The sequence below is a fragment of the Bradyrhizobium sp. USDA 4506 genome (assembly GCF_054058795.1).
Genome location: NZ_JBSSBM010000001.1, coordinates 73,828 through 91,532, shown reverse-complemented (window position 1 = coordinate 91,532; position 17,705 = coordinate 73,828). Strand labels below are relative to the sequence as shown.

Below are 17,705 nucleotides of genomic sequence, written 5' to 3'. Positions count from 1 at the left end.
ATTGTTCAAATCTAGCATAATCTACGCACGCTGCTTCGTGGGGCAGGCATAGATGCCCAGACATCGTCATCGATCAGAGCAATACCATTCCCTCGCCGCAGACGTCCTGTTGTTGCTGTCCTCCTTTAGCTTGCGGGGCCAGTTTATCGCGAAAGCCGTGCTCTACGGACGCGTCGGCGTGTCGATGTTTCCGGACGATTTGCGCCTGCGCGAAATCTACACTTACGCCCTTTATCTCGACGGCCGGATTGACGAGGCCATCGACGTGATCCAGTCCGCGCAAGTGGACACGCCGAACGTGTCATTCCTCAAAATGCGGCTCGCATTGCATGCGTCGAAGCCGGCGAGTGAGCGCCGTGCGGCCGTTCGATCCTATCTCAAGGCAGAGCGGAAGACATGACACACGAACTCCGTAACACCGGGCCGATGCCCGGCACTTACGTTGCGCAGGAGCAGCCTCTTCGGCCAACGCATCAGGCCGAGCGGAAAGCCTTGTACATCGAGGAGCGCTCTCCCGGCGAGAAGGGCGCTGAGCCTTCCACTTCCTATGCAGCGATGCTCGCGGAGGCACAGGATGGCGATACGTCGGAAGCGTTGGCCGTCGCTCTGGGAGGCGCTCGCCAGAGGGCGGTGCCGGAACTGAAAGATGCCGTCATCTCTTCGCAGCCGAGGTGGAAAACGGCAAAGCCGGTGTTCCGCACCGAGGTCGATCAGGACTCGGCGAACCTTCTTTTCGGCCTGCGCGATAAGCAGAACGCCGAACGTCTCGGTGGCGAGAGCGCCATCGCGCATGCTGGCGGCGCTCGACTGCTTTCGGTCAAGAACTCGCATGACCAGCTGATGCTGACGGCAAGTCAAATGCGTTCATCCGAAGCTGCCACGCATATCAGCTACCGAGCTTTTCTGAAACTGACGAAAATCCTGTCTTCGAGCGATTGGGTGCGCAACGTCCATTGCTCGGAAGCCCTGCTTCGATCGCAGATGGCCAGGGTGAAGGGAACGGCGACATGAGAACTGCATACGGCTCCACGCATGCGCCACGGAAGGGGATCGGCCGCTTGTGGGCGGGAATTGTACGGGCGATGCTGCTGGTTGTAACCGTTCTTGTCTGTACAGAGGCCTTCGCCCAATCGCGGCGGTTGATGGTCGAAGTCGGGAAAGGCATGAAGCTGGAGGGGGTCCAGAATGCGGAATCCGTCTTCGTTGCCGATCCCGCTATTGCCGATGTGAGCAAGTCGCCCGGCGACGCGCTGTTCATCTATGGAAAATCTCCCGGTGGAACGACGCTCATTGCGTCGGACCTGTCCGGGAAAACGCTGTTCAAATACGATGTTGTCGTCATTCATCCGGTGTCCGAACTGAGGCGCATGCTAGCACAGCGCCTCAAGGCCGGGAATATTTCCATAAGTTCCGCCCGCGGCAGCATCCTCATCTCGGGCGTCGTCGATGACGAACTGGAACGCCAGAATGTCATCGCGAGCCTCAAGAGCAGCGTCCCGGATAGCGTGCTGATCGACGAGCTGGTCGTTCGCAAAGGCAAGCTGATCCGCCTTGACGTCAAGCTTCTCGAAGTGGCGCGGGATAAGCTGGAGCGGTATGGGATCGACTGGCTCGCGCTCATTTCCGGGACGGGGGCGACGCAGACGCTCACCAGAAGCACGGCCAGTCTGAATGCAACATTGAACCTATTGACGGCGAATGGCGTTGCGACCATTGTCGCGGAATCTACCTTGATCACCGTCAGCAACAGGAAGGCGGATTTTTCCGTTGGCGAAGAAATTGCCATTCCGACATTTGCCATCGCCAACAGCGCCAGCCTCAACAGCTTTGGAATCGACTTCAAGTTTGTCGGGATAAACGTGACCTTCCTTCCTATTATCATGCCGGGTGGAAGGGTAGCTCTTGAGATTAATTCGATCGTTTCCAATATGCAGGCGACCGCGCGGCAGATCAACGGGAACAGCTTTCCCAATCTTGCCTCGCGCAAGCTGACAACGAATGTCGAACTGGAGGGTGGCCGCAGCACGGTCATTGGCGGGTTGTCGCGTCTGGAAACCTCGGCTGCGCTTCCGAAGCCATCGAACGGGACGTCAGAGTTCGTTCGAACCCTTTTGGGAAGTGAACAAATCGAATCCTTGCAGAAAGACCTGATCATCGTTGTGACGCCCCGTTTCGACGACCTCGACAAGCCGGCTGTCGCGCAGATCGTGCGCCCGCTACAGAACAATCTCGAGTTCATCCTGTCGAGAAAGGTCATGGCGTCCGGATCTGGCGACCCCGCTTCCATCCGCATCATCGGTCCTGCGGGGTTTCTCTACTGATGGGCGCGGTGCCTCTTGTGACCCTTGCCTCGAAAGTTGCCTGCCCCCTCGTTCTGGCATGGGGGGTGATCCATGCAGGATCTGCCGTTGGCGCCGAACTGCCCAATGCGGCAACGATCTACCCCTTCATCAGCACCAACCAAGATCTGGCGGCGGCGATCCGCTTTTTCGGAAACAACATTGGCATCGGGGTCAATGTCGATGCCGCCGTCACCGGAAAGATCTCGGAAAAATCGGAAGGTGTGCTGACTCGGCGTGACTATCTCGATCAATTGGCGGCGAAGTTCAGGCTGGTCTGGTTCTTCGATGGCACAACCCTGCATGTCGCGCCGGTCAGCAATGTCGAAACGGAAGTTTTCTTCCTGAAGCAGAACGACGGCGCCGCCATTCTGAAGATATTGCAACGGCTCGATCTCTACGAGACCAGGTTTCTGCATCGTTTCGATCCCCGCAATCGGGTGCTGCTCATTTCCGGCCCCTCCGTCTATGTCCGGATAGTGAAAAAGGCAATTGAGGCGGCCGAAAAAGCCGACCGGACGGAAACGACGGTATTGCGCGGAACTCCCGGAGGGACTGCCGCGATTGTGCCGTCGATCACGCCTGTCAAGTCCGCGGCTCCACCGTGATCAGCGATACACCATGACGATCGCGCAGTTCGCCTCCACGCTGGCCCGACAGAAAGATATCTTTCTGATCACCGTCTTCGCGCTCGTCTTGCTGATGATGATTGTGCCGTTGCCAGCCTTTCTGATGGATGTGCTGATCACGCTCAACATCAGCGCCTCGATCATCATTCTGCTCATCTCGCTTCAGCTTCATAATCCAGTCCAATTCTCTACCTTTCCATCCGTCCTGCTGGTCACGACGCTGTTCAGACTGGCCATCTCGGTCTCAACGACACGCCTCATACTGATCGAAGGGGATGCGGGGGAGATTGTGGCGACCTTCGGCGCGGTTGTGGTGGGCGGTAATCTTGTGGTAGGGCTGGTCATCTTTCTGATCATTACGGTCGTACAGTTCATTGTCATCACCAAGGGAGCCGATCGCGTGGCGGAGGTCGGTGCCCGTTTCACGCTCGATGGCTTACCCGGCAAGCAGATGAGTGTCGATGCGGATGTCCGCGCGGGCAATATCGATCAGGCCGATGCCAAGGAGACGCGCGAGACCCTCGAACGTGAGGCCAAACTGTTCGGCTCGATGGACGGGGCAATGAAATTCGTCAAAGGCGATGCGATTGCCAGCCTCGTCATCACGGCCATCAATCTCCTGGGAGGCGTTGCCATCGGCATGGTGCAACGAAGCATGAGTTTTGGTGACTCGCTGAAGCTCTACGCCTTGCTGACGGTCGGCGACGGTCTCATCGCCCAGATTCCAGCGCTCCTCATTTCCGTCGCTGCAGGCAACATCGTTACGCGTGTGACCAATCCGAGGGGCATGGATCTCGGAACCGAAATCAGCCAGCAAATGCTGGCCAACGGGCGAACGATCATCATTGCGGGTGTCGTCATTGCAGTCTTCGGGGTCATTCCGGGCTTTCCGACCGCGATCTTCGTCGCTATCGGAGGCGCGATGTCCGGCGGGGTCTTTTGGACCTATCGGATGCTCGCTAATCGTGCTCTTGCGACCGAGACGAGCTGGGATCGCAAGCTGGAAAGCCTTGAGCGGAAGTTCGCCGAGATCGAACAGCGTACCAAAGCCATGGAGACCATCAAGCTTGTCCTGCCGTCCGGCATCCGAGAGATCGACGTCTCCTGGTTCTGCCAGATGCTCGACAATGTTCGCGCCGGCCCTGAAGCCGAGTTCGGAGTTCCCCTCGGGTACTGGAGGATTGCCATCGAGGATAATCAGGCGGACACCTACCGTGTCTTTGTTCGACAGGAGCTGGTCGCAACGGGACAATTGAGGCCCGGGACTGTCTTTGTGAAGGCCAATCCAAGCTATTTGGAAGCTCTCGAAATTCCATCGGCTGCCGATTTCGGCCCGCGTGAGGGCACTATCGTCGATAGTCGCTCTATTGTGCGGTTGAAGGAGGAAGGCATCGAGTACTGGACTCCGGAGGAGCAGCTGTTCATACACCTCAAGATGGTCGTCATCGAACATCTCGACAGCATCGCCGGCTTCCAGAACACGGTGGATATCATCAACGAGACGCGCCAAAGCAATCCTGTTCTCATCGCGGATTTGCGGGAGGCCCTGTCTAACAACCAGATCATCGCTGTGTTGCGCATGCTGCTGCGTGAACGCATCCCGATCTCTAGCCGCGTCCAGATTTTCGAAGCCCTCCTGCAATGGTCGCAGGAACGGGACGCGACCAGCCTTCTGCAGAAAGTGCGGATATCGCTGGCGGAATTCCTCACCAAGCGCTTCGCGCCGGATGGATTCCTGCCCGTTGTTGTTGTTGCGCCGACGCTGGAAGCCAATCTTCGGGAGGGAATGCGCATTACGGAGGAAGGGCGTTTCCTGGTGCTCGAACCCTCGATCTCTGCCAATATCGCGAAGCAGGCGCGGGACATCGCCAGTGACGGGTTTAGGCGTGGGTATCATCCCGTGCTGATGACCCAGCAGGACGTTCGTCACGCGCTTTTCAACGTGCTGCGCAAGCACGGAGTTTACGTGCCAGTCCTCGCCTATCAGGAGATCGTACCGGAAACGATTATTTATGCCGTCAGTTACCTCTCAGCCGATCCGGAGGATGCTCAGTAGGCACGACGCGCCCGTCTCCGCGAGCGCTGCGGCGCCGCCTACTCTCCGGAGTCTGGAGGGGTCTGATTCAAGCTGCCTGCTGGTGAAGGAGGCCGGCAGGCATGGCGCCAGCTCTTTCGATTGATCTCCGCAAACGTGTGGTCGCCGCCGTTGAGGGCGGCATGTCGTGTCGAGAGGCTGCGGCGCACTTTCGAATGGGCGTGTCGAGCGCGATCCGCTGGGTGGCGCAAGCTCGAAAGACAGGTGAGGTGACGCGAAGCCGCAGGGCGGGGATCGACGCTCGCAGGCGATCGAAGGGCAGGCTGAGCGCATTCTCGCGCTGATAGCGGCCAAACCCGACAGCACATTGGCGGAACTGAAGGCGGCGCTCGCCGCCGATGGACACACCTTCATCGCCTCCGGAGATATGTGCGTGTTTCGGCAATTTCCGGACAGCAATTTCGCTAATTCGCGGACAGCGATTTCAGTAATTCCGGGACAGGGATTCCGCTAAATCGCGGACAGTTGCGGGAGGTTGGTTTTCGGGAGCGCCGTTCAGGCAATGTTCTCTCTCAAGCTGAGTTTGAGAGGGGCAATGCCGAGGCGGAAGCAAGCGAAACGAACCACTGTGAAGGACCTACGATCGATCCTGAGGCTGACGTACGAGCAGGACCTGTCGGTTCGGGAGATCTCGGAACGGCTGCAGATCAGCAAGAGCTCGGTTGCCACCTACCTGCTGCGGGCACGCGAGGCGGGCTTAAGCTGGCCGTTACCGCCGATTTACGCGAGCGAGGCGGCGTTGCAGCGGGCTCTGTTCCGGCGGGTCGGGCGCCCCCCGCAGGACTTGAGCGAGCCTGAGTGGCCGCGGGTGGCGCAGGAGCTCAAGCGCAAGGGCGTGACGCTGAGTAAGCGGCAAGGAGACCCCGTCTGGCGGAGGGGGTGAACGATCGGCTATCGGCTGCTAAGTTTGTGAGCCGATGTGAGCTTCTATGTCTGCGCCTAGTTCTGGAACTAGAACCTTCCATATGATCGAAGCGGTCGCCGACCGTCTTGAGGGAGCGCCGCGGCAGCTTCGCCGACGCTGGTCGGACGAGTTTAAGGCCCAAGTCGTGATGGAGGCGCTGGAGCCTGGCGCGAGCGTCTCGGCGATCGCTCGCCGGATCGGCATTCACCCGTCGCAGCTGTTCGCCTGGCGCCGTGACGCTCGGGCCGAGCGGCGGCGTTATCGCTCACGGCACTCGAGTTGCGAGGGTGTGGTGGCGCCTGTGGCAGGCGCGGTGATCGAGATTGCCATTGGCGAGGTGATCGTGCGCGCCGGCGTGGACGTCGACGAGGCGCAGTTGCAGCGGGTGATCCGGGCGGTCCGTTCGGCATGATCCCCTCCGGCGTGAAGGTGTTCCTGGCGAGCCATCCAGTCGACTTCCGCAAGGGTATCGATGGCCTTGTTGCGCTGGTGCGCGATGCCGGCTCAGATCCGTTCTTATGTGTCGGACGAGATTATGTGGCGGAGGCGCTCTAACGCCAGCCCGGGCCGGCCACTCAGGGTTTCTCCGCCACATAATAATCAGATGTTGGCCAGCAGCTGCAGGATGGTGTCGTTCGGCCGGAAGCGCGCGCTGCGGTCGCCTGAGACGCCCGCCTTCTCAAGTCCCCGGCGCATCATCTCGACATCCGCAGCGGCGTATCGGTGGGTTGTGGCGACCTGAGCATGGCCAAGCCAAGCCTGGATCGTCAGGAGGTCCACACCTGACCGGAGAAGCTTCATGGCGAGGGAATGCCGGAAGATGTGCGGCGATATCGGCTTGCCCTCCAAGCTTGGCCTCGTGGACCCGGCCTGGGAGGCGGCACGCCGCACGATGTGTGTCGCGCCGAAACGCGTCAGGCGCTCGTTGTGAACCCCGACGAAGATCGGCCGCGGTTCATGATTGGCGAGACCGCGTTCGCTCAATAGGTCCGTCAGCGATCGCACCAGATCCTTAGGAATGGGAACGACGCGATCTCGGCGTCCTTTTGCCATGAAGCAGCACCTGCGGGCGTCCTCGCTCCAACTGAAGGTCGTTCGCGTTGACGCCAGTCGCTTCGGACACGCGAGCGCCGGTTCTCGCCAAGAAGAGCAGAAAGGCCCGGTCGCGCCGGCCGCGGGGCGTCGTCTGATCAGGGGCTGCGATGATGGCCTCCACCTCGGCGTTGGTGAGATGATGCGTCACCTCGATGTGGGCCCGTTTGGTGGGGATCGTCAGAACCCGTTGGGCGACGCCGAACGAGGCGGGATCGGCGGCAGCGACGTGATGGAAGAAGGATCGGATCGCGGCTAATCGGGCGTTGCGCATTGCGACGGAGTTGTTCCGCTTCTCCTCAAGCTCGTCAAGAAAGGCGAGAACAAGGTCCCGATCGAGATCCTCAAGGGCCAGCGCCGCCGGCTTCTTCCCCAAATGGGCGGCGGCAAAGAGGATCAGCATGCGCAAGGCATCGCGATAGCTGGCTAAGGTCGCGGAGGTCGCGTTGCGCTGCTTGGTCAACCGGCGACGAAAGTACGACTCCAGGAGCGGCGCCAGCAGGAGGTGTTCGTTCATGCCGCACCTCCGTCGAGGAAGGCGCGCTCAGCCGCGATGGCGAGGAGATCCGACGAGCCGGTGAGGTAGTAGGCTGTGTCGCTATAGTTGGCGTGGCCGAGGTAGGTGGCGAGTAAGGGCAGCAGCGCTTGGACGTCTGCGCGCTGTTGGTGCCACAGCCTGAGCCTGGTCACCGCGAACCGGTGCCGGAGATCGTGCGGTCGCAGAGGCTTGCCATTGTCAAGACCCGCGAGCTTGCGGACCTTAGCGAAGTTGCTTTGCAGGCCGGTCGCCGACAGACGGCAGCCTCGCGAGCTGAGGAAGAAGGCCTCGCCTTTGGGCCTGGGAAACACGGTGTCGCGCTCACGGGCGTATCGACGAAGGGCTGCCTGGGTCGTTGGGTGAACAGGAATCAGGCGGTCTTTACGGAACTTGGTTTTACGGACGAGGACGATCCCGTTGGTCAGATCGACGTCGCCGCGATCAAGGCTGACCGCTTCGCCCGATCGTAATCCCGTGCTGGCCAACAATCCGATTAGCGTCGCCATCGTACGGCCCCTGAGAGGGTTCCCTGGCGAAATGAAGCTGCATGCGTCGATAAGCGACGTCAGCTCAGCCTCACTTAGGATGCGCGGCGGCGGAATCGCCCTGGACCGCGGGAAAGCTTTGCGCTCCAAGACCTCGGTCTGGGGGGCGTAGAGGACCAGGTACTCGTAGAATCGGCGGAGCACGCCGTGACGGACCGCGCGGCTGTCGGCGGCGCCACCGAACGATAGGACGAAGTCCAGCGCCATCGTCCGGGTGGCGGGCGCACCCAGCTGAGATTGCTCGACGTAGCGAACGAAAGCCCGCAGCGTGCCGGCTTGCTTGTTGAAGGCGTAGCCGAGGGAGCGGCGCAGCTCGATGTAGCGCTCGACCTTGTCGCCGAGGAATGCGGCGAAGGCAGTCATGCGGCGCCTCCCGGAAAGGGGAGCGCGACCTCAGCGAGCTGCGAGGCCGCGACCTTCACGTACAGCGCCGTTGTGTTGATGCTTCGGTGCCCTAGAAGATCGGCGACCTCGTTGATCGGCCTTCGTCGCCCGACGAGCTGGGTGGCTAAACTGTGGCGCAGGAGATGTGCGCCTCCGACGCGACCGAGCTCGATCCCACCATGCTGCAACCGCCTCCGCACGATCCTTGAAACAGACGACGCGTACTTGAATGGTCCCACGGGCGGCGTGAAGGACAGGAACAGATGCTTACTATCGACCTTCGGTCTAGCCCGCAGGATATAGTCGGCGAGCGCGGCGCCGGTCTCCTCGATGAGCGGGGCCACTCGGTCACGCTTGCCCTTGGTGCGCCGGACAAAAAACTCACCAGCTCGCCAGTCGATATCCCGGAGCTGAAGAGCGCGTAGCTCGCCGTTGCGAATGCCTGTGGTGGCGAGCAACAACAGAACGGCTCGATCGCGAAGGTCGATCGGCGTCACCTTGCCGATCGCATCGATGGCGCGGCGAACATCATCCCACGAAAGCTGGGGCGGTAAATGGGCCAGTCGCCAATATGGCGTTCTTGGAACGATGGGAGCCAGATCCTGCTCGTGGTGACCACCCCAATGCAGAAAGCGGAGAAACGTTCGGATGTGAGAGATCGCCGCCGTGCGAGGTGCCGGAGGTCGCCGAGAGCGACAGCCGATACTCGACAGCGGCAAGGACATGCTCTGCCGTCAACGCCTCGAGGTCTTGGCCAGGATGGCGATGGTGGAGCCAATCCAGAAAGCGCCGTGCGCCCAAGAGAACGCCATCGCGGGACCTTGGCTCAAGGCCTCGTACCCTGCTCAGATAGTGAGAAAAGGAGCGCAAAAGCGGAGCGTCCGGATCATCGACTACAATGGGCGTCGAAGCAATGAATCGTTCGGGCGCCACCCGTCGCGCGTGTTGGATCGCAGACACTGCCGCAATCCGTGGTGAGTCCGTGGTGAATGTGCATAGATAGCTATCGACGATAGCTTCGCCGATTGGCCGTGAACCGCAATGTGCTGCAGCAAAACGGCCGAACCGCGCGATCCGGCTCAGATAAAGCTTAGCGGATGCTTGCTTGTAACCGAGCGAGAAAAAGTGCCCCGCGATGCGATCCATCTCGGCGCCGAGCGCCCCGTCACGAAGGCGTTTAAGCACCCCGCGGTACGAAAAATAGAACTCGAGCATTGTGCCCCTCCGGCGTTACGGCGCAGGGGGATCCCGCGTCGCCACGAGGGGCACGAAATATTATGTGGCGGAGGAATCCAGCCGTGGCCGGCCCGGGCTGGCGTTAGAGCGCCTCCGCCACATAATCTCGTCCGACACATAAGTGTGGATCCCGCTTCAAGCTCTCCTGAACCAGACGCGCAAGGCTCGGGAAGCCTCGGCGCATATCGGTATGGCCGGTCGCAAGCCACACCCGCACATTACCCGGTATGGCGATCATCGGCGCTCAAGCACCTCGAGGACCCGCGCCAGTGCCTCCGGGTCGACGTGCGCATCCAGCCGGATGCGTCGCCGGTTGCCAAGATCAATCTCGATCAATCCAGTACGCGCGGACGCTACGGAGCGCACCCGACCGTCACCCGCAGGCAAAAGCTTCGCAGTTTCCTCCACCTCCGTAGCGACGATCTGCACCGGCGCAAAAGATGGTACGACCTGCTCTGACGTCCGTGCTTGTCGACGCCAGGTAAACACCAGGCTGGCCGCGACTCCGTTGCGGCGCGCAACCTCAGTCACCTTCGCGCCCGGCACCAATGTCTCCTCGACAATCCGCACCTTGTCGTCCTGCGACCAGCGCCGCCGCCGCTCCAGCCCGCCCAAAACCTCGACTCGCATCGCCTGATGACCTTAAAGCTAGACTTAAGGCTACACGCTTCGCGAATTACCTCGCGTCACGCAAGACGGCGCCCGTCGGATGCGTAGTGCGCCAGTGAAACTGGCGAAGGATAGTCGATGAAAGTTCGATACAGGAAAGGAGTAGCGACCCACCCTGACCCCGAGTCATGCGGAGGTGTCCGTGAGGGCGACTTCGAAGCGTTGACAGGGGAAACCGCAGGCCAGCCATTGAGCCGCGAAATCGAAAGTCTGGAGCGCCGACGCAGTTATGCAATGCGGAAGGCAACACGTTGGACGGCGTCTATCGCAAGCCACCCAACGGCTCCACGCGGTCGGAGACCCTGAGCATGCGGGGAAATCCTTCGCACAGGAACTGGGAGATCTCGTCGTCGCCCGAGGGGGAACAATCTTCGGGCAGGCTGGGGAAGGCTGAATGCCGTAAGCCCAGCACCACCGTCGACGAGAAGTCGGATGTCTGCACAGTACCAATGAACGATCTGAACAAGAGCGACGGGTCCACACCGATGCTCGCGGAAGGTCCGGAGGGAAGGCGGGCAGCCAAGGGCAATAGCAAACATCCTCCCGTGCCCCGGACACAGAGCCGGACCAGCGCGTCGACGAGGTTGGATGTTATACGTGAACTGGCAAGACGGAATAAGAAGACACGGTTCACAGCGCTGATGCACCATGTGACGCGCGAACTGCTAACGGAAAGCTTCAGGGGACTGAAGCACTCCGCTGCATCCGGCGTCGACGGAGTGACATGGCGTGACTACGAGGAAGGACTCGACGAGCGAATCGAAGTGCTTTGGGACGCGGTCCAGTCAGGCCGCTATCGGGCACTCCCGTCTCGCCGAGTGTATATCCCCAAGATAAATGGCAAACTGAGACCGCTCGGAATCGCAGCGCTGGAAGATAAAATCGTCCAGCACGCGGTGACGACGGTCTTGAATGCGATTTACGAGGTGGACTTTCTCGGCTTTTCCTATGGATTCCGGGAGGGGCGGAGCCAGCACCAAGCGCTGGACGCACTGTGGATCGGCATTCATCAGAAAAGAGTGAACTGGGTGCTCGACGCTGACATCCGTTCGTTCTTCGATACGATCGATCACGGGTGGATGATGCAGTTCCTCGAGCACAGGATCGCAGACCGCCGGCTCTTACGACTGATACGCAAGTGGTTAACCGCTGGCGTTGTCGAAGGTGGATTGAAGTCCGTAGCACGAGTAGGTACTCCGCAAGGAGCAGTGATCTCACCGCTTCTTGCTAACATTTACTTGCACTACGTCTTCGACCTCTGGACTCATCAGTGGCGAAGTAAGTCGGCAAAAGGGGATGTCATCGTCGTCCGCTATGCGGACGACAGTGTCATGGGCTTCGAAACAAAGTCCGAGGCCCTGCACTTTCTCGACGCACTGCGTGAGCGGATGGCGAAGTTCGGTCTGTCGCTGAATGAGGAGAAGACGCGGGTATTGGAATTTGGACGGTACGCGGCCGAGCGCCGCGCACGCCGGGGGCAACGCCGCCCGGAAACGTTCGACTTCCTCGGGTTCACGCACATCTGCGCGGTGACCCGGATAAACCCGCACTTCACAATCCGGCGCGTGACCATCGCCTCTCGCTTGCGGGCGACGCTGAGTGCGATACGACACGACCTGATGAAACGCCGCCATGCGCCTATCGGTGAGACCGGCGTTTGGCTCCGTCGCGTGATGCAGGGATACCTGAACTACCACGCGATCCCGGGGAACCTGAAGCGGCTCGGCATGTTCCGCGCCGAGGTCTGCCGGGCCTGGCTGCGCTCGCTTCGTCGACGCAGCCAGCGCTCTCGCATGACCTGGGAAAGGTTCCGACGATTCATTGGGCGATACATCCCGAAAGTCCGCGCATGTCATCCGCATCCCAACCCAAGGTATACGTCATGACCCAAGGCAGGAGCCGTATGCGGTAGTTCCGCTCGTACGGATCTGGGCGGGGGGCACGGAGAAATCCGTGTCCCTACCGCGACCCCTCAAACGAGCGCTGGAGGATGCGCTGTTGCTGCGGGGCACGCGCGACTTCGCCAGTCTCGATGCCTACCGGGCTTTTGTCGACGAGATTGTCGGCCGGCGCAACGCCAACCTCGCCAAGCGGATCGCGCTCGAGAAGGAAGCACTGGCGCCGCTGCCGAAAGGTCGCACGACCGACTTCGAGGAGAAGGTGATCCCGGTGACGTCGTCGGGCGGCTTCAAAAAATCGTTCTCCAGCGTCAGTTCGCCGATCTTGGCGTGCAGCGACTTCACGTCCACCGCGGGCGTGGCCGGTGTCCCGCCTCCCGGTCCGAAAATCTCGGAAGCGCCTGCCTCAAGCTGCGATTTCCATGTCGTTATCTGGTTGGGATGGACGTCGAAATGCTCTGCCAGCTGGGCGATGGTTCGGTCGCCCTTGACGGCGGCCAGAGCTACCTTCGCCTTGAAGGCCCCTGAGTGGTTCCAGCGGGGTCGTCTGCTCATTGTCGCTCCTGATTCGCAGGCACAGCGTGCCCGCTGTCAGGCAGAAATTCCACTTATCGTCCTGTGCAGAATTCCGCGACCAGCTCTCACCAACTGTAATGCTAATTACCGTATCTGTCCCAATCTTCTCTAATTAAAGAGTGCATCTCGACATCACGATACTCTCCCGCGAGGAAAACTCTCTGCCTGAGACAATCGGCTTCACGAGTAAAGCCGAGTTTAGCCACAACAGCTTTCGAGCGAACGTTCTCCTTTTCGACTTCAGCCTCTATCCGGTTAAAACCGAGATCTAAGAACATATGCCTGATTAAGGCTTGGACGGCTTGGTTCGCCAACCCCCTCCGTCCAAATTCGGGCAAAAGAACGTAGGCGATCGAGCCGTGTTTGTTCACGATGTCAGCGCTAAAATACATGAATGATCCACATACAGCACCGGATTTCTTGAGCCTTGCAACGAACCACGTAGCCCATTTCCGGTCATACCCCGAAATGGTCTTAACAAGTTTTCGAGCCTCCTCGATGGTTTCTGATGCCGAGAACAGGTATCTTAAGAGGCTCCTATCGCTGAGAATTGGGAATAGATCTTCGGTATCATCAATAGACAGTGACCTTAGAATCAGTTCATCCGTTTCTAAGGTGACCGTATTATTAGGGGTCATGCGTTCGTCCATTTTACCCTCCGGCCTGACTTCCTGCGCTTTCGTCAGCGGTCCTTCGGTGACCTTGCCCCCAAGCTTAATCCAGTTTGAAGTCGCGGAGGCTCGTCCAGGTACCGGTGTTACACCATCGAGCTATCGCCAAATTTTGGTGACGGCGAGGCCGGTCAGGCGGCGGCGGTTATGGGCTGACGGTCGGTCGGCTTGGCGATGACCTCGATCCCATCGTTGAATGTCACACCAAGAACGAGTTTTGGCAACTGGTTGTGGCCATCGAGACGGCGCCAACTTTTATTTCGCCTGCGTCAGTTCACGCCCTCTCGCCCCGCTCCGTGGCTTCGGTTCCAAGTACGTACGAATAGAGTCTCGAAGGTATAGCGCGACAATCTGGGTGGGAAGCGCGCGACAATCAGGATGGCGAGTCGGTGTCGCGGCGAGGTGATGATCGCCGCGATGATTGTCGCGCGCAAGAGTTTTGTTGAACTCTGATAGTCGTGGAGCGTCAATCAGCGGCGGTTTTGGGTGTCGCGTACGATGGCGGCCGTCCGGGACCGCGTTTTCGTTCGAGGGCGGTCCGCCTGCGATAGCTCTCGACGTTCATCTCGACGATGGTGGCGTGGTGAACGAGGCGATCGATGGCGGCGAGGGTCATAGCGGGGTCCGGGAAGACCCTGTTCCATTCGCCGAACGGCTGATTGGCCGTGATCAGCATCGAGCGCCGCTCGTAGCGTGCGCTGATGAGCTTGAACAGCACGCTGGTCTCGGCCTGGTCCTTGGTGACGTAAGCGAGATCGTCAAGGATCATGAGATCGAAGCGATCGAGACGATTGATGGCCGCCTCGAGGTTGAGCTCGGGCCGCGCCACCCGGAGCTTCTGCGCGAGATCGGTGGTGCGGGTGAAGAGGACGCGCCATCCGTTCTCGATGAGGCCAAGCCGATCGCTGCCGCCAAGTGGCTCTTGCCGCCGCCGGGCGGGCCGAACAGGAGCAGATTGGCGCCCTTGCCCAACCAGCCATCACCGGCGGCGAGCGCGGTCACCTGCGCCTTGGAGATCATCGGCACGGCCTCGAAGTCGAAGTTGTCGAAGGTCTTTCCGGCGGGCAGCCGCGCCTCGACGAGATGGCGCTCGATGCGACGGCAGCCGCGTTCGGCGATCTCGTGCTCGGCAATGGTGGCGAGGAAGCGGGCCGCCGGCCAGCCTTCCTTGTCGGACTGCTCGGCAAATTGCGGCCACAGCGCCTTGATGGCGGGCAGCCGCAGCTCGTTGAGCAACAGATTGAGGCGCGCGGTGTCGACTGTGTTGGCCGTGTTCATGCGGCGTCTCCGATCTGGCTGGCGCCGATGAGACACTCATAGCTGGCGAGCGGCGCAAGCTGCACCATGCGCTGCGGCATGCAGGCAGGATCGGGCGCGAAGTGGGCGCGCAGCCGTCCGAGATCGGCAGTTGGCCGGCGTCCAGGTCGGCGGCGAGCTGACCGGCGAGTTCGGCCTCGCAGCGGCGCTCGTGCGCCAGCGCAAGCAGATCGACCATGAGCCGGCAGGCTTTCTTGTCCGGCAGCCGTTCGCGCAAGCGATCGAAGGTCCTCCGATAGGCATCGCGCGGGAACAGCCGATCACGGTAGACGAGATTGAGCAGCGCCATTGGCTTACGCCGCACGGAATGGATCACGTGTCGATAATCGACGACCTGGTCGTGCTTGCCGTTGGGATGCGGCCGCCCACGCGGCAGGGTGACCAGATGGGTGCCGCCGACGAACACGTCGAGACGATCGTCGTAAAGGCGCACCCGCAGCTGGTGGCCGATCAGGCGTGACGGCACGGTGTAGAACACCTTGCGCAAGGTGAAGCCGCCGCTTGACGTCACGCGGACGATCACCTCCTCGTAGTCCGAGGTGCGACAATCTGGCAATGCCTGCAGCGTGGCGCGCTCGTGGTCGATCCGCTTGGCGTTGCGGGCATTGCGGCGGCTGACGATCTCGTCGATGAAGCCGCGGTAGGCGGCGAGATCATCGAAGTCGGCAGTGCCGCGCAATAGCGGCGCATCGGCGATTGTCCGCTTGAGATGGCCATGCGAGCTCTCGATCGTCCCGTTCTCATGGGCGATGCCGGGATTGTTGCGGGAAGGCCGCATGCCGTAATGGGCGCAGAGGTCCTCGTACCGCCGGGTCAGATCGTCCTGAGCATTCCGGTCCAGATTGCAGAAGGCGGTCGACAGGCTGTCGGTCCGATGCTCCCGCGGCGCGCCGCCGAGCGACCACAGAGCATTCTGCAGTCCTTCGGCCAAGGCGACGAAGCTCTCGCCACCGAGCACGACATGGGCGTGCTCAAAGCCGGAACAGGCCAGCCGGAAGGTAAGCCTCCGAGGAAAGACGCCTTGCGACGGGCCGGCCTGATGGTTGAGAACTGTACGTATGGACAGCCATACGATCAGTGCGCTGAATCGACTCGAAGTGGTGGAGACAGGCCGGCGGCGGCGTTGGTCTGAGGAGGAGAAGGCGCGGATTGTTTTGGAAAGCCTGTCCGAGCCGCGCCTGGTTGCGGCGACAGCGCGGCGATACGGCTTGTCGCGTTCTCTGCTGGTGACTTGGCGAAGAGCCTTCGCGGCGAACCGGACCAAATCCGAGGCTGCCTTCGTCAGGGCAGTTGTTGCCGAGGATGGGCCTGTGGCGTCGATGGCGACGTCATCCGAGAGTGCGACAGCACATTCGACGGAGCGTCGGATTGAGATCGAACTGACCGGCGGGCGGCGCGTCATTGTCGATGCGGGCGTCGACGTCGAGGCGCTTCGCCGGATCATCGAGGCTCTAGATCGGCGATGATTCCGATTCCTACGGGAGTTCGGGTGCGGCTGGCGACGGGCCATACCGACATGCGCAAAGGCTTCGCCTCTTTGGCGTTGCAGGTGCAAGAGGTGCTGCACCGCGATCCGCTGAGTGGTCATTTGTTCTGCTTCCGCGGGCGCCGAGGCGATTTATTGAAGGTGCTCTGGCATGGTGTGCTGCAGAGCATGAAGGAGGTGAATAACCGAATTTAATGCGTACAGCTTTATGAGAGATGGAGGACGGCCCTCCTGCATCGGCGTTCCAGGCGCAGATGCAACACCACGACACTGTGGCTTCGCTTAAAAGGCGCGGTCATCAGCAAGTGTTGCAAAAGTCCCGGGTTTACGGGGCAGGTAAGTATCCAGAAGGCGAGCGAAAGCGAATCTTCCGATGACGCGTCGAAAATTACTAAGGCGTCGCCAAAATCAGGGGCGCGTGCCATCCCTGAGATCAATCCGTGAGACGCCTGGATTACTGCGCGGATGGCGACCGGCGTTTAGGGGACGCGATCTGGATACAGGCTCTTGTAGAGAACTGCAGGAACCAGTCGTTGTGATGCCAAGGGAGCAGTTCAAGCGGCGCACACCGCGAGACGAGAGTACCGAAGCACAACACTGGGGCGGATCGGCTCGTAGTAGTGATGAAGGTGCTGTAATGGAACTGGAGCGAAGGGGCCGAAACAAGTGGGTTGCGCCCATATGCAACTGTGATGAGCAGGAGGACATGTGAGTGTAACCGGACGTAAGCAGTACGATATCGACAAGCAGACAGTGATGAAGGCCTACAAACTGGTCAAAGCCAATGCGGGCGCGGCCGGCGTGGATAAGGTGTCGCTCGAAGCTTTTGAGAAGGACTTGAAGGGCACCCTTTACAAGGTCTGGAATCGAATGTCTTCTGGCAGCTACTTTCCACCTGCCGTTCGGGCTGTCCCCATTCCCAAGAAGAACGGCGGACAACGCATTCTAGGCGTGCCGACAGTAGCAGATCGCGTGGCGCAGACGGTCGTCAAGCTGCAGATTGAACAAGCGCTCGAGGAAATCTTCCTTCCCGATTCCTACGGCTACCGGCCCGGAAATCCGCGCTGGACGCCGTTGGCGTCACCCGGCAACGGTGCTGGAAGATGGACTGGGTGCTGGAGTTCGACATCAAAGGCCTGTTGGATGTTGCGTCATACTACACCTTCGGTTTTTTTGAGAGGGTCGAAGAGGTCCGGAGCAACTGCAGGTACTTGAATTCGTATGCCTTTTGCCCGTCCGCGATAGACGTGAACGGCGTTAAGCTCGCCGCGCTTTACACGTTGCAAGATGGTTTGCCGCGAGACGCCGAGTAGATTCATGGCCTTG

19 protein-coding genes and 5 pseudogenes are annotated in these 17,705 nt (G+C 60.4%); 13 read left to right on the top strand and 11 right to left on the bottom strand.

Going from position 1 to position 17,705, the window contains the following annotated elements; translation table 11 throughout:
- The first annotated feature begins 52 nt into the window (after nucleotides 1-52).
- From ACVIHF_RS00395 to tnpB (ACVIHF_RS00355), 9 genes and pseudogenes are all read left to right on the top strand, one after another.
- Nucleotides 53-400 (top strand): hypothetical protein, encoded by a 348-nt coding sequence (locus ACVIHF_RS00395; protein ID WP_253610422.1) that lies wholly within the window; start codon nucleotides 53-55, stop codon nucleotides 398-400.
- Nucleotides 397-1,011, top strand: coding sequence for a hypothetical protein (locus tag ACVIHF_RS00390; protein WP_253610421.1), 615 nt, complete (start codon nucleotides 397-399; stop codon nucleotides 1,009-1,011). The genes ACVIHF_RS00395 and ACVIHF_RS00390 overlap by 4 nt, the downstream gene beginning before the upstream one ends.
- 71 nt (nucleotides 1,012-1,082) lie before the next feature.
- A complete protein-coding gene (locus ACVIHF_RS00385) occupies nucleotides 1,083-2,321 on the top strand; it encodes a pilus assembly protein N-terminal domain-containing protein (protein ID WP_456791432.1) in 1,239 nt (412 codons plus the stop codon).
- Nucleotides 2,321-2,947, top strand: coding sequence for a hypothetical protein (locus ACVIHF_RS00380; RefSeq protein ID WP_253610419.1), 627 nt, complete (start codon nucleotides 2,321-2,323; stop codon nucleotides 2,945-2,947). Before ACVIHF_RS00385 ends, ACVIHF_RS00380 begins: the two co-directional genes overlap by 1 nt.
- Nucleotides 2,948-2,960: 13 nt before the next feature.
- Nucleotides 2,961-5,024 (top strand): flagellar biosynthesis protein FlhA, encoded by a 2,064-nt coding sequence (locus tag ACVIHF_RS00375; RefSeq protein ID WP_253610418.1) that lies wholly within the window; start codon nucleotides 2,961-2,963, stop codon nucleotides 5,022-5,024.
- 101 nt (nucleotides 5,025-5,125) lie between these two features.
- A complete protein-coding gene (locus ACVIHF_RS00370) occupies nucleotides 5,126-5,347 on the top strand; it encodes a helix-turn-helix domain-containing protein (protein ID WP_375167179.1) in 222 nt (73 codons plus the stop codon).
- 251 nt (nucleotides 5,348-5,598) lie between these two features.
- Nucleotides 5,599-5,910, top strand: a pseudogene (locus ACVIHF_RS00365) (sigma-70 region 4 domain-containing protein); the annotation flags it as partial.
- A 118-nt stretch (nucleotides 5,911-6,028) separates the two neighbouring features.
- Nucleotides 6,029-6,379, top strand: a complete 351-nt coding sequence (locus ACVIHF_RS00360) for a transposase (protein WP_253606702.1) — start codon at nucleotides 6,029-6,031, stop codon at nucleotides 6,377-6,379.
- Nucleotides 6,376-6,522 carry an IS66 family insertion sequence element accessory protein TnpB gene (gene tnpB / locus ACVIHF_RS00355; RefSeq protein ID WP_076824769.1) on the top strand — a complete coding sequence of 49 codons (147 nt, stop codon included), beginning with the start codon at nucleotides 6,376-6,378 and terminating at the stop codon, nucleotides 6,520-6,522. The genes ACVIHF_RS00360 and tnpB (ACVIHF_RS00355) overlap by 4 nt, the downstream gene beginning before the upstream one ends.
- A 45-nt stretch (nucleotides 6,523-6,567) precedes the next feature.
- Here the strand turns inward: tnpB (ACVIHF_RS00355) and ACVIHF_RS00350 are convergent, their stop codons facing one another.
- From ACVIHF_RS00350 to tnpA (ACVIHF_RS00320), 7 genes are all read right to left on the bottom strand, one after another.
- Complete coding sequence (locus ACVIHF_RS00350) at nucleotides 6,568-7,020, bottom strand: tyrosine-type recombinase/integrase (protein ID WP_253610416.1); 453 nt, start codon at nucleotides 7,018-7,020, stop codon at nucleotides 6,568-6,570.
- Entirely contained in the window at nucleotides 6,980-7,576 is a 597-nt protein-coding gene (locus ACVIHF_RS00345; protein WP_456791431.1) for a tyrosine-type recombinase/integrase, read from the bottom strand. The genes ACVIHF_RS00350 and ACVIHF_RS00345 overlap by 41 nt, the downstream gene beginning before the upstream one ends.
- Nucleotides 7,573-8,505 carry a tyrosine-type recombinase/integrase gene (locus tag ACVIHF_RS00340; RefSeq protein ID WP_253610414.1) on the bottom strand — a complete coding sequence of 311 codons (933 nt, stop codon included), beginning with the start codon at nucleotides 8,503-8,505 and terminating at the stop codon, nucleotides 7,573-7,575. The genes ACVIHF_RS00345 and ACVIHF_RS00340 overlap by 4 nt, the downstream gene beginning before the upstream one ends.
- Nucleotides 8,502-9,023, bottom strand: a complete 522-nt coding sequence (locus ACVIHF_RS00335) for a site-specific integrase (RefSeq protein WP_456791430.1) — start codon at nucleotides 9,021-9,023, stop codon at nucleotides 8,502-8,504. Before ACVIHF_RS00335 ends, ACVIHF_RS00340 begins: the two co-directional genes overlap by 4 nt.
- A gap of 31 nt (nucleotides 9,024-9,054) precedes the next feature.
- On the bottom strand, nucleotides 9,055-9,741 hold the full coding sequence (locus ACVIHF_RS00330) for a hypothetical protein (RefSeq protein WP_253610412.1): 687 nt from the start codon (nucleotides 9,739-9,741) through the stop codon (nucleotides 9,055-9,057).
- A 103-nt stretch (nucleotides 9,742-9,844) separates the two neighbouring features.
- On the bottom strand, nucleotides 9,845-10,000 hold the full coding sequence (tnpB, locus tag ACVIHF_RS00325; protein WP_456791429.1) for an IS66 family insertion sequence element accessory protein TnpB: 156 nt from the start codon (nucleotides 9,998-10,000) through the stop codon (nucleotides 9,845-9,847).
- Nucleotides 9,997-10,392, bottom strand: a complete 396-nt coding sequence (gene tnpA, locus ACVIHF_RS00320; protein WP_253610411.1) for an IS66-like element accessory protein TnpA — start codon at nucleotides 10,390-10,392, stop codon at nucleotides 9,997-9,999. Before tnpA (ACVIHF_RS00320) ends, tnpB (ACVIHF_RS00325) begins: the two co-directional genes overlap by 4 nt.
- Nucleotides 10,393-10,880: 488 nt before the next feature.
- On the opposite strand from tnpA (ACVIHF_RS00320), the gene ltrA reads away from it, so the two are divergent.
- Nucleotides 10,881-12,317, top strand: a complete 1,437-nt coding sequence (gene ltrA, locus ACVIHF_RS00315) for a group II intron reverse transcriptase/maturase (RefSeq protein ID WP_456791428.1) — start codon at nucleotides 10,881-10,883, stop codon at nucleotides 12,315-12,317.
- Nucleotides 12,318-12,617: 300 nt separating this feature from the next.
- Here the strand turns inward: ltrA and ACVIHF_RS00310 are convergent.
- The 4 genes and pseudogenes from ACVIHF_RS00310 to ACVIHF_RS00295 all read right to left on the bottom strand — a co-directional run.
- Nucleotides 12,618-12,884, bottom strand: a pseudogene (locus tag ACVIHF_RS00310) (transposase); the annotation flags it as partial.
- 101 nt (nucleotides 12,885-12,985) lie between these two features.
- Nucleotides 12,986-13,555: a GNAT family N-acetyltransferase gene (locus ACVIHF_RS00305; protein WP_253610410.1), complete on the bottom strand. Its 570-nt coding sequence runs from the start codon at nucleotides 13,553-13,555 to the stop codon at nucleotides 12,986-12,988.
- 487 nt (nucleotides 13,556-14,042) lie between these two features.
- Nucleotides 14,043-14,854 (bottom strand): annotated as a pseudogene (gene istB, locus ACVIHF_RS00300) (IS21-like element helper ATPase IstB).
- A pseudogene (locus ACVIHF_RS00295) lies at nucleotides 14,851-15,890 on the bottom strand (Mu transposase domain-containing protein); the annotation flags it as partial. The pseudogenes istB and ACVIHF_RS00295, both read right to left, overlap by 4 nt.
- A gap of 61 nt (nucleotides 15,891-15,951) precedes the next feature.
- Here ACVIHF_RS00295 and tnpA (ACVIHF_RS00290) point away from each other — a divergent pair.
- The 3 genes and pseudogenes from tnpA (ACVIHF_RS00290) to ACVIHF_RS00280 form a co-directional block, all read left to right on the top strand.
- Complete coding sequence (tnpA, locus tag ACVIHF_RS00290; RefSeq protein WP_456791501.1) at nucleotides 15,952-16,359, top strand: IS66-like element accessory protein TnpA; 408 nt, start codon at nucleotides 15,952-15,954, stop codon at nucleotides 16,357-16,359.
- 23 nt (nucleotides 16,360-16,382) lie between these two features.
- A complete protein-coding gene (gene tnpB / locus ACVIHF_RS00285; protein WP_375167181.1) occupies nucleotides 16,383-16,574 on the top strand; it encodes an IS66 family insertion sequence element accessory protein TnpB in 192 nt (63 codons plus the stop codon).
- Nucleotides 16,575-17,135: 561 nt separating this feature from the next.
- Nucleotides 17,136-17,524 (top strand): annotated as a pseudogene (locus tag ACVIHF_RS00280) (reverse transcriptase domain-containing protein); the annotation flags it as partial.
- Between the last annotated feature and the right edge of the window lie 181 nt (nucleotides 17,525-17,705).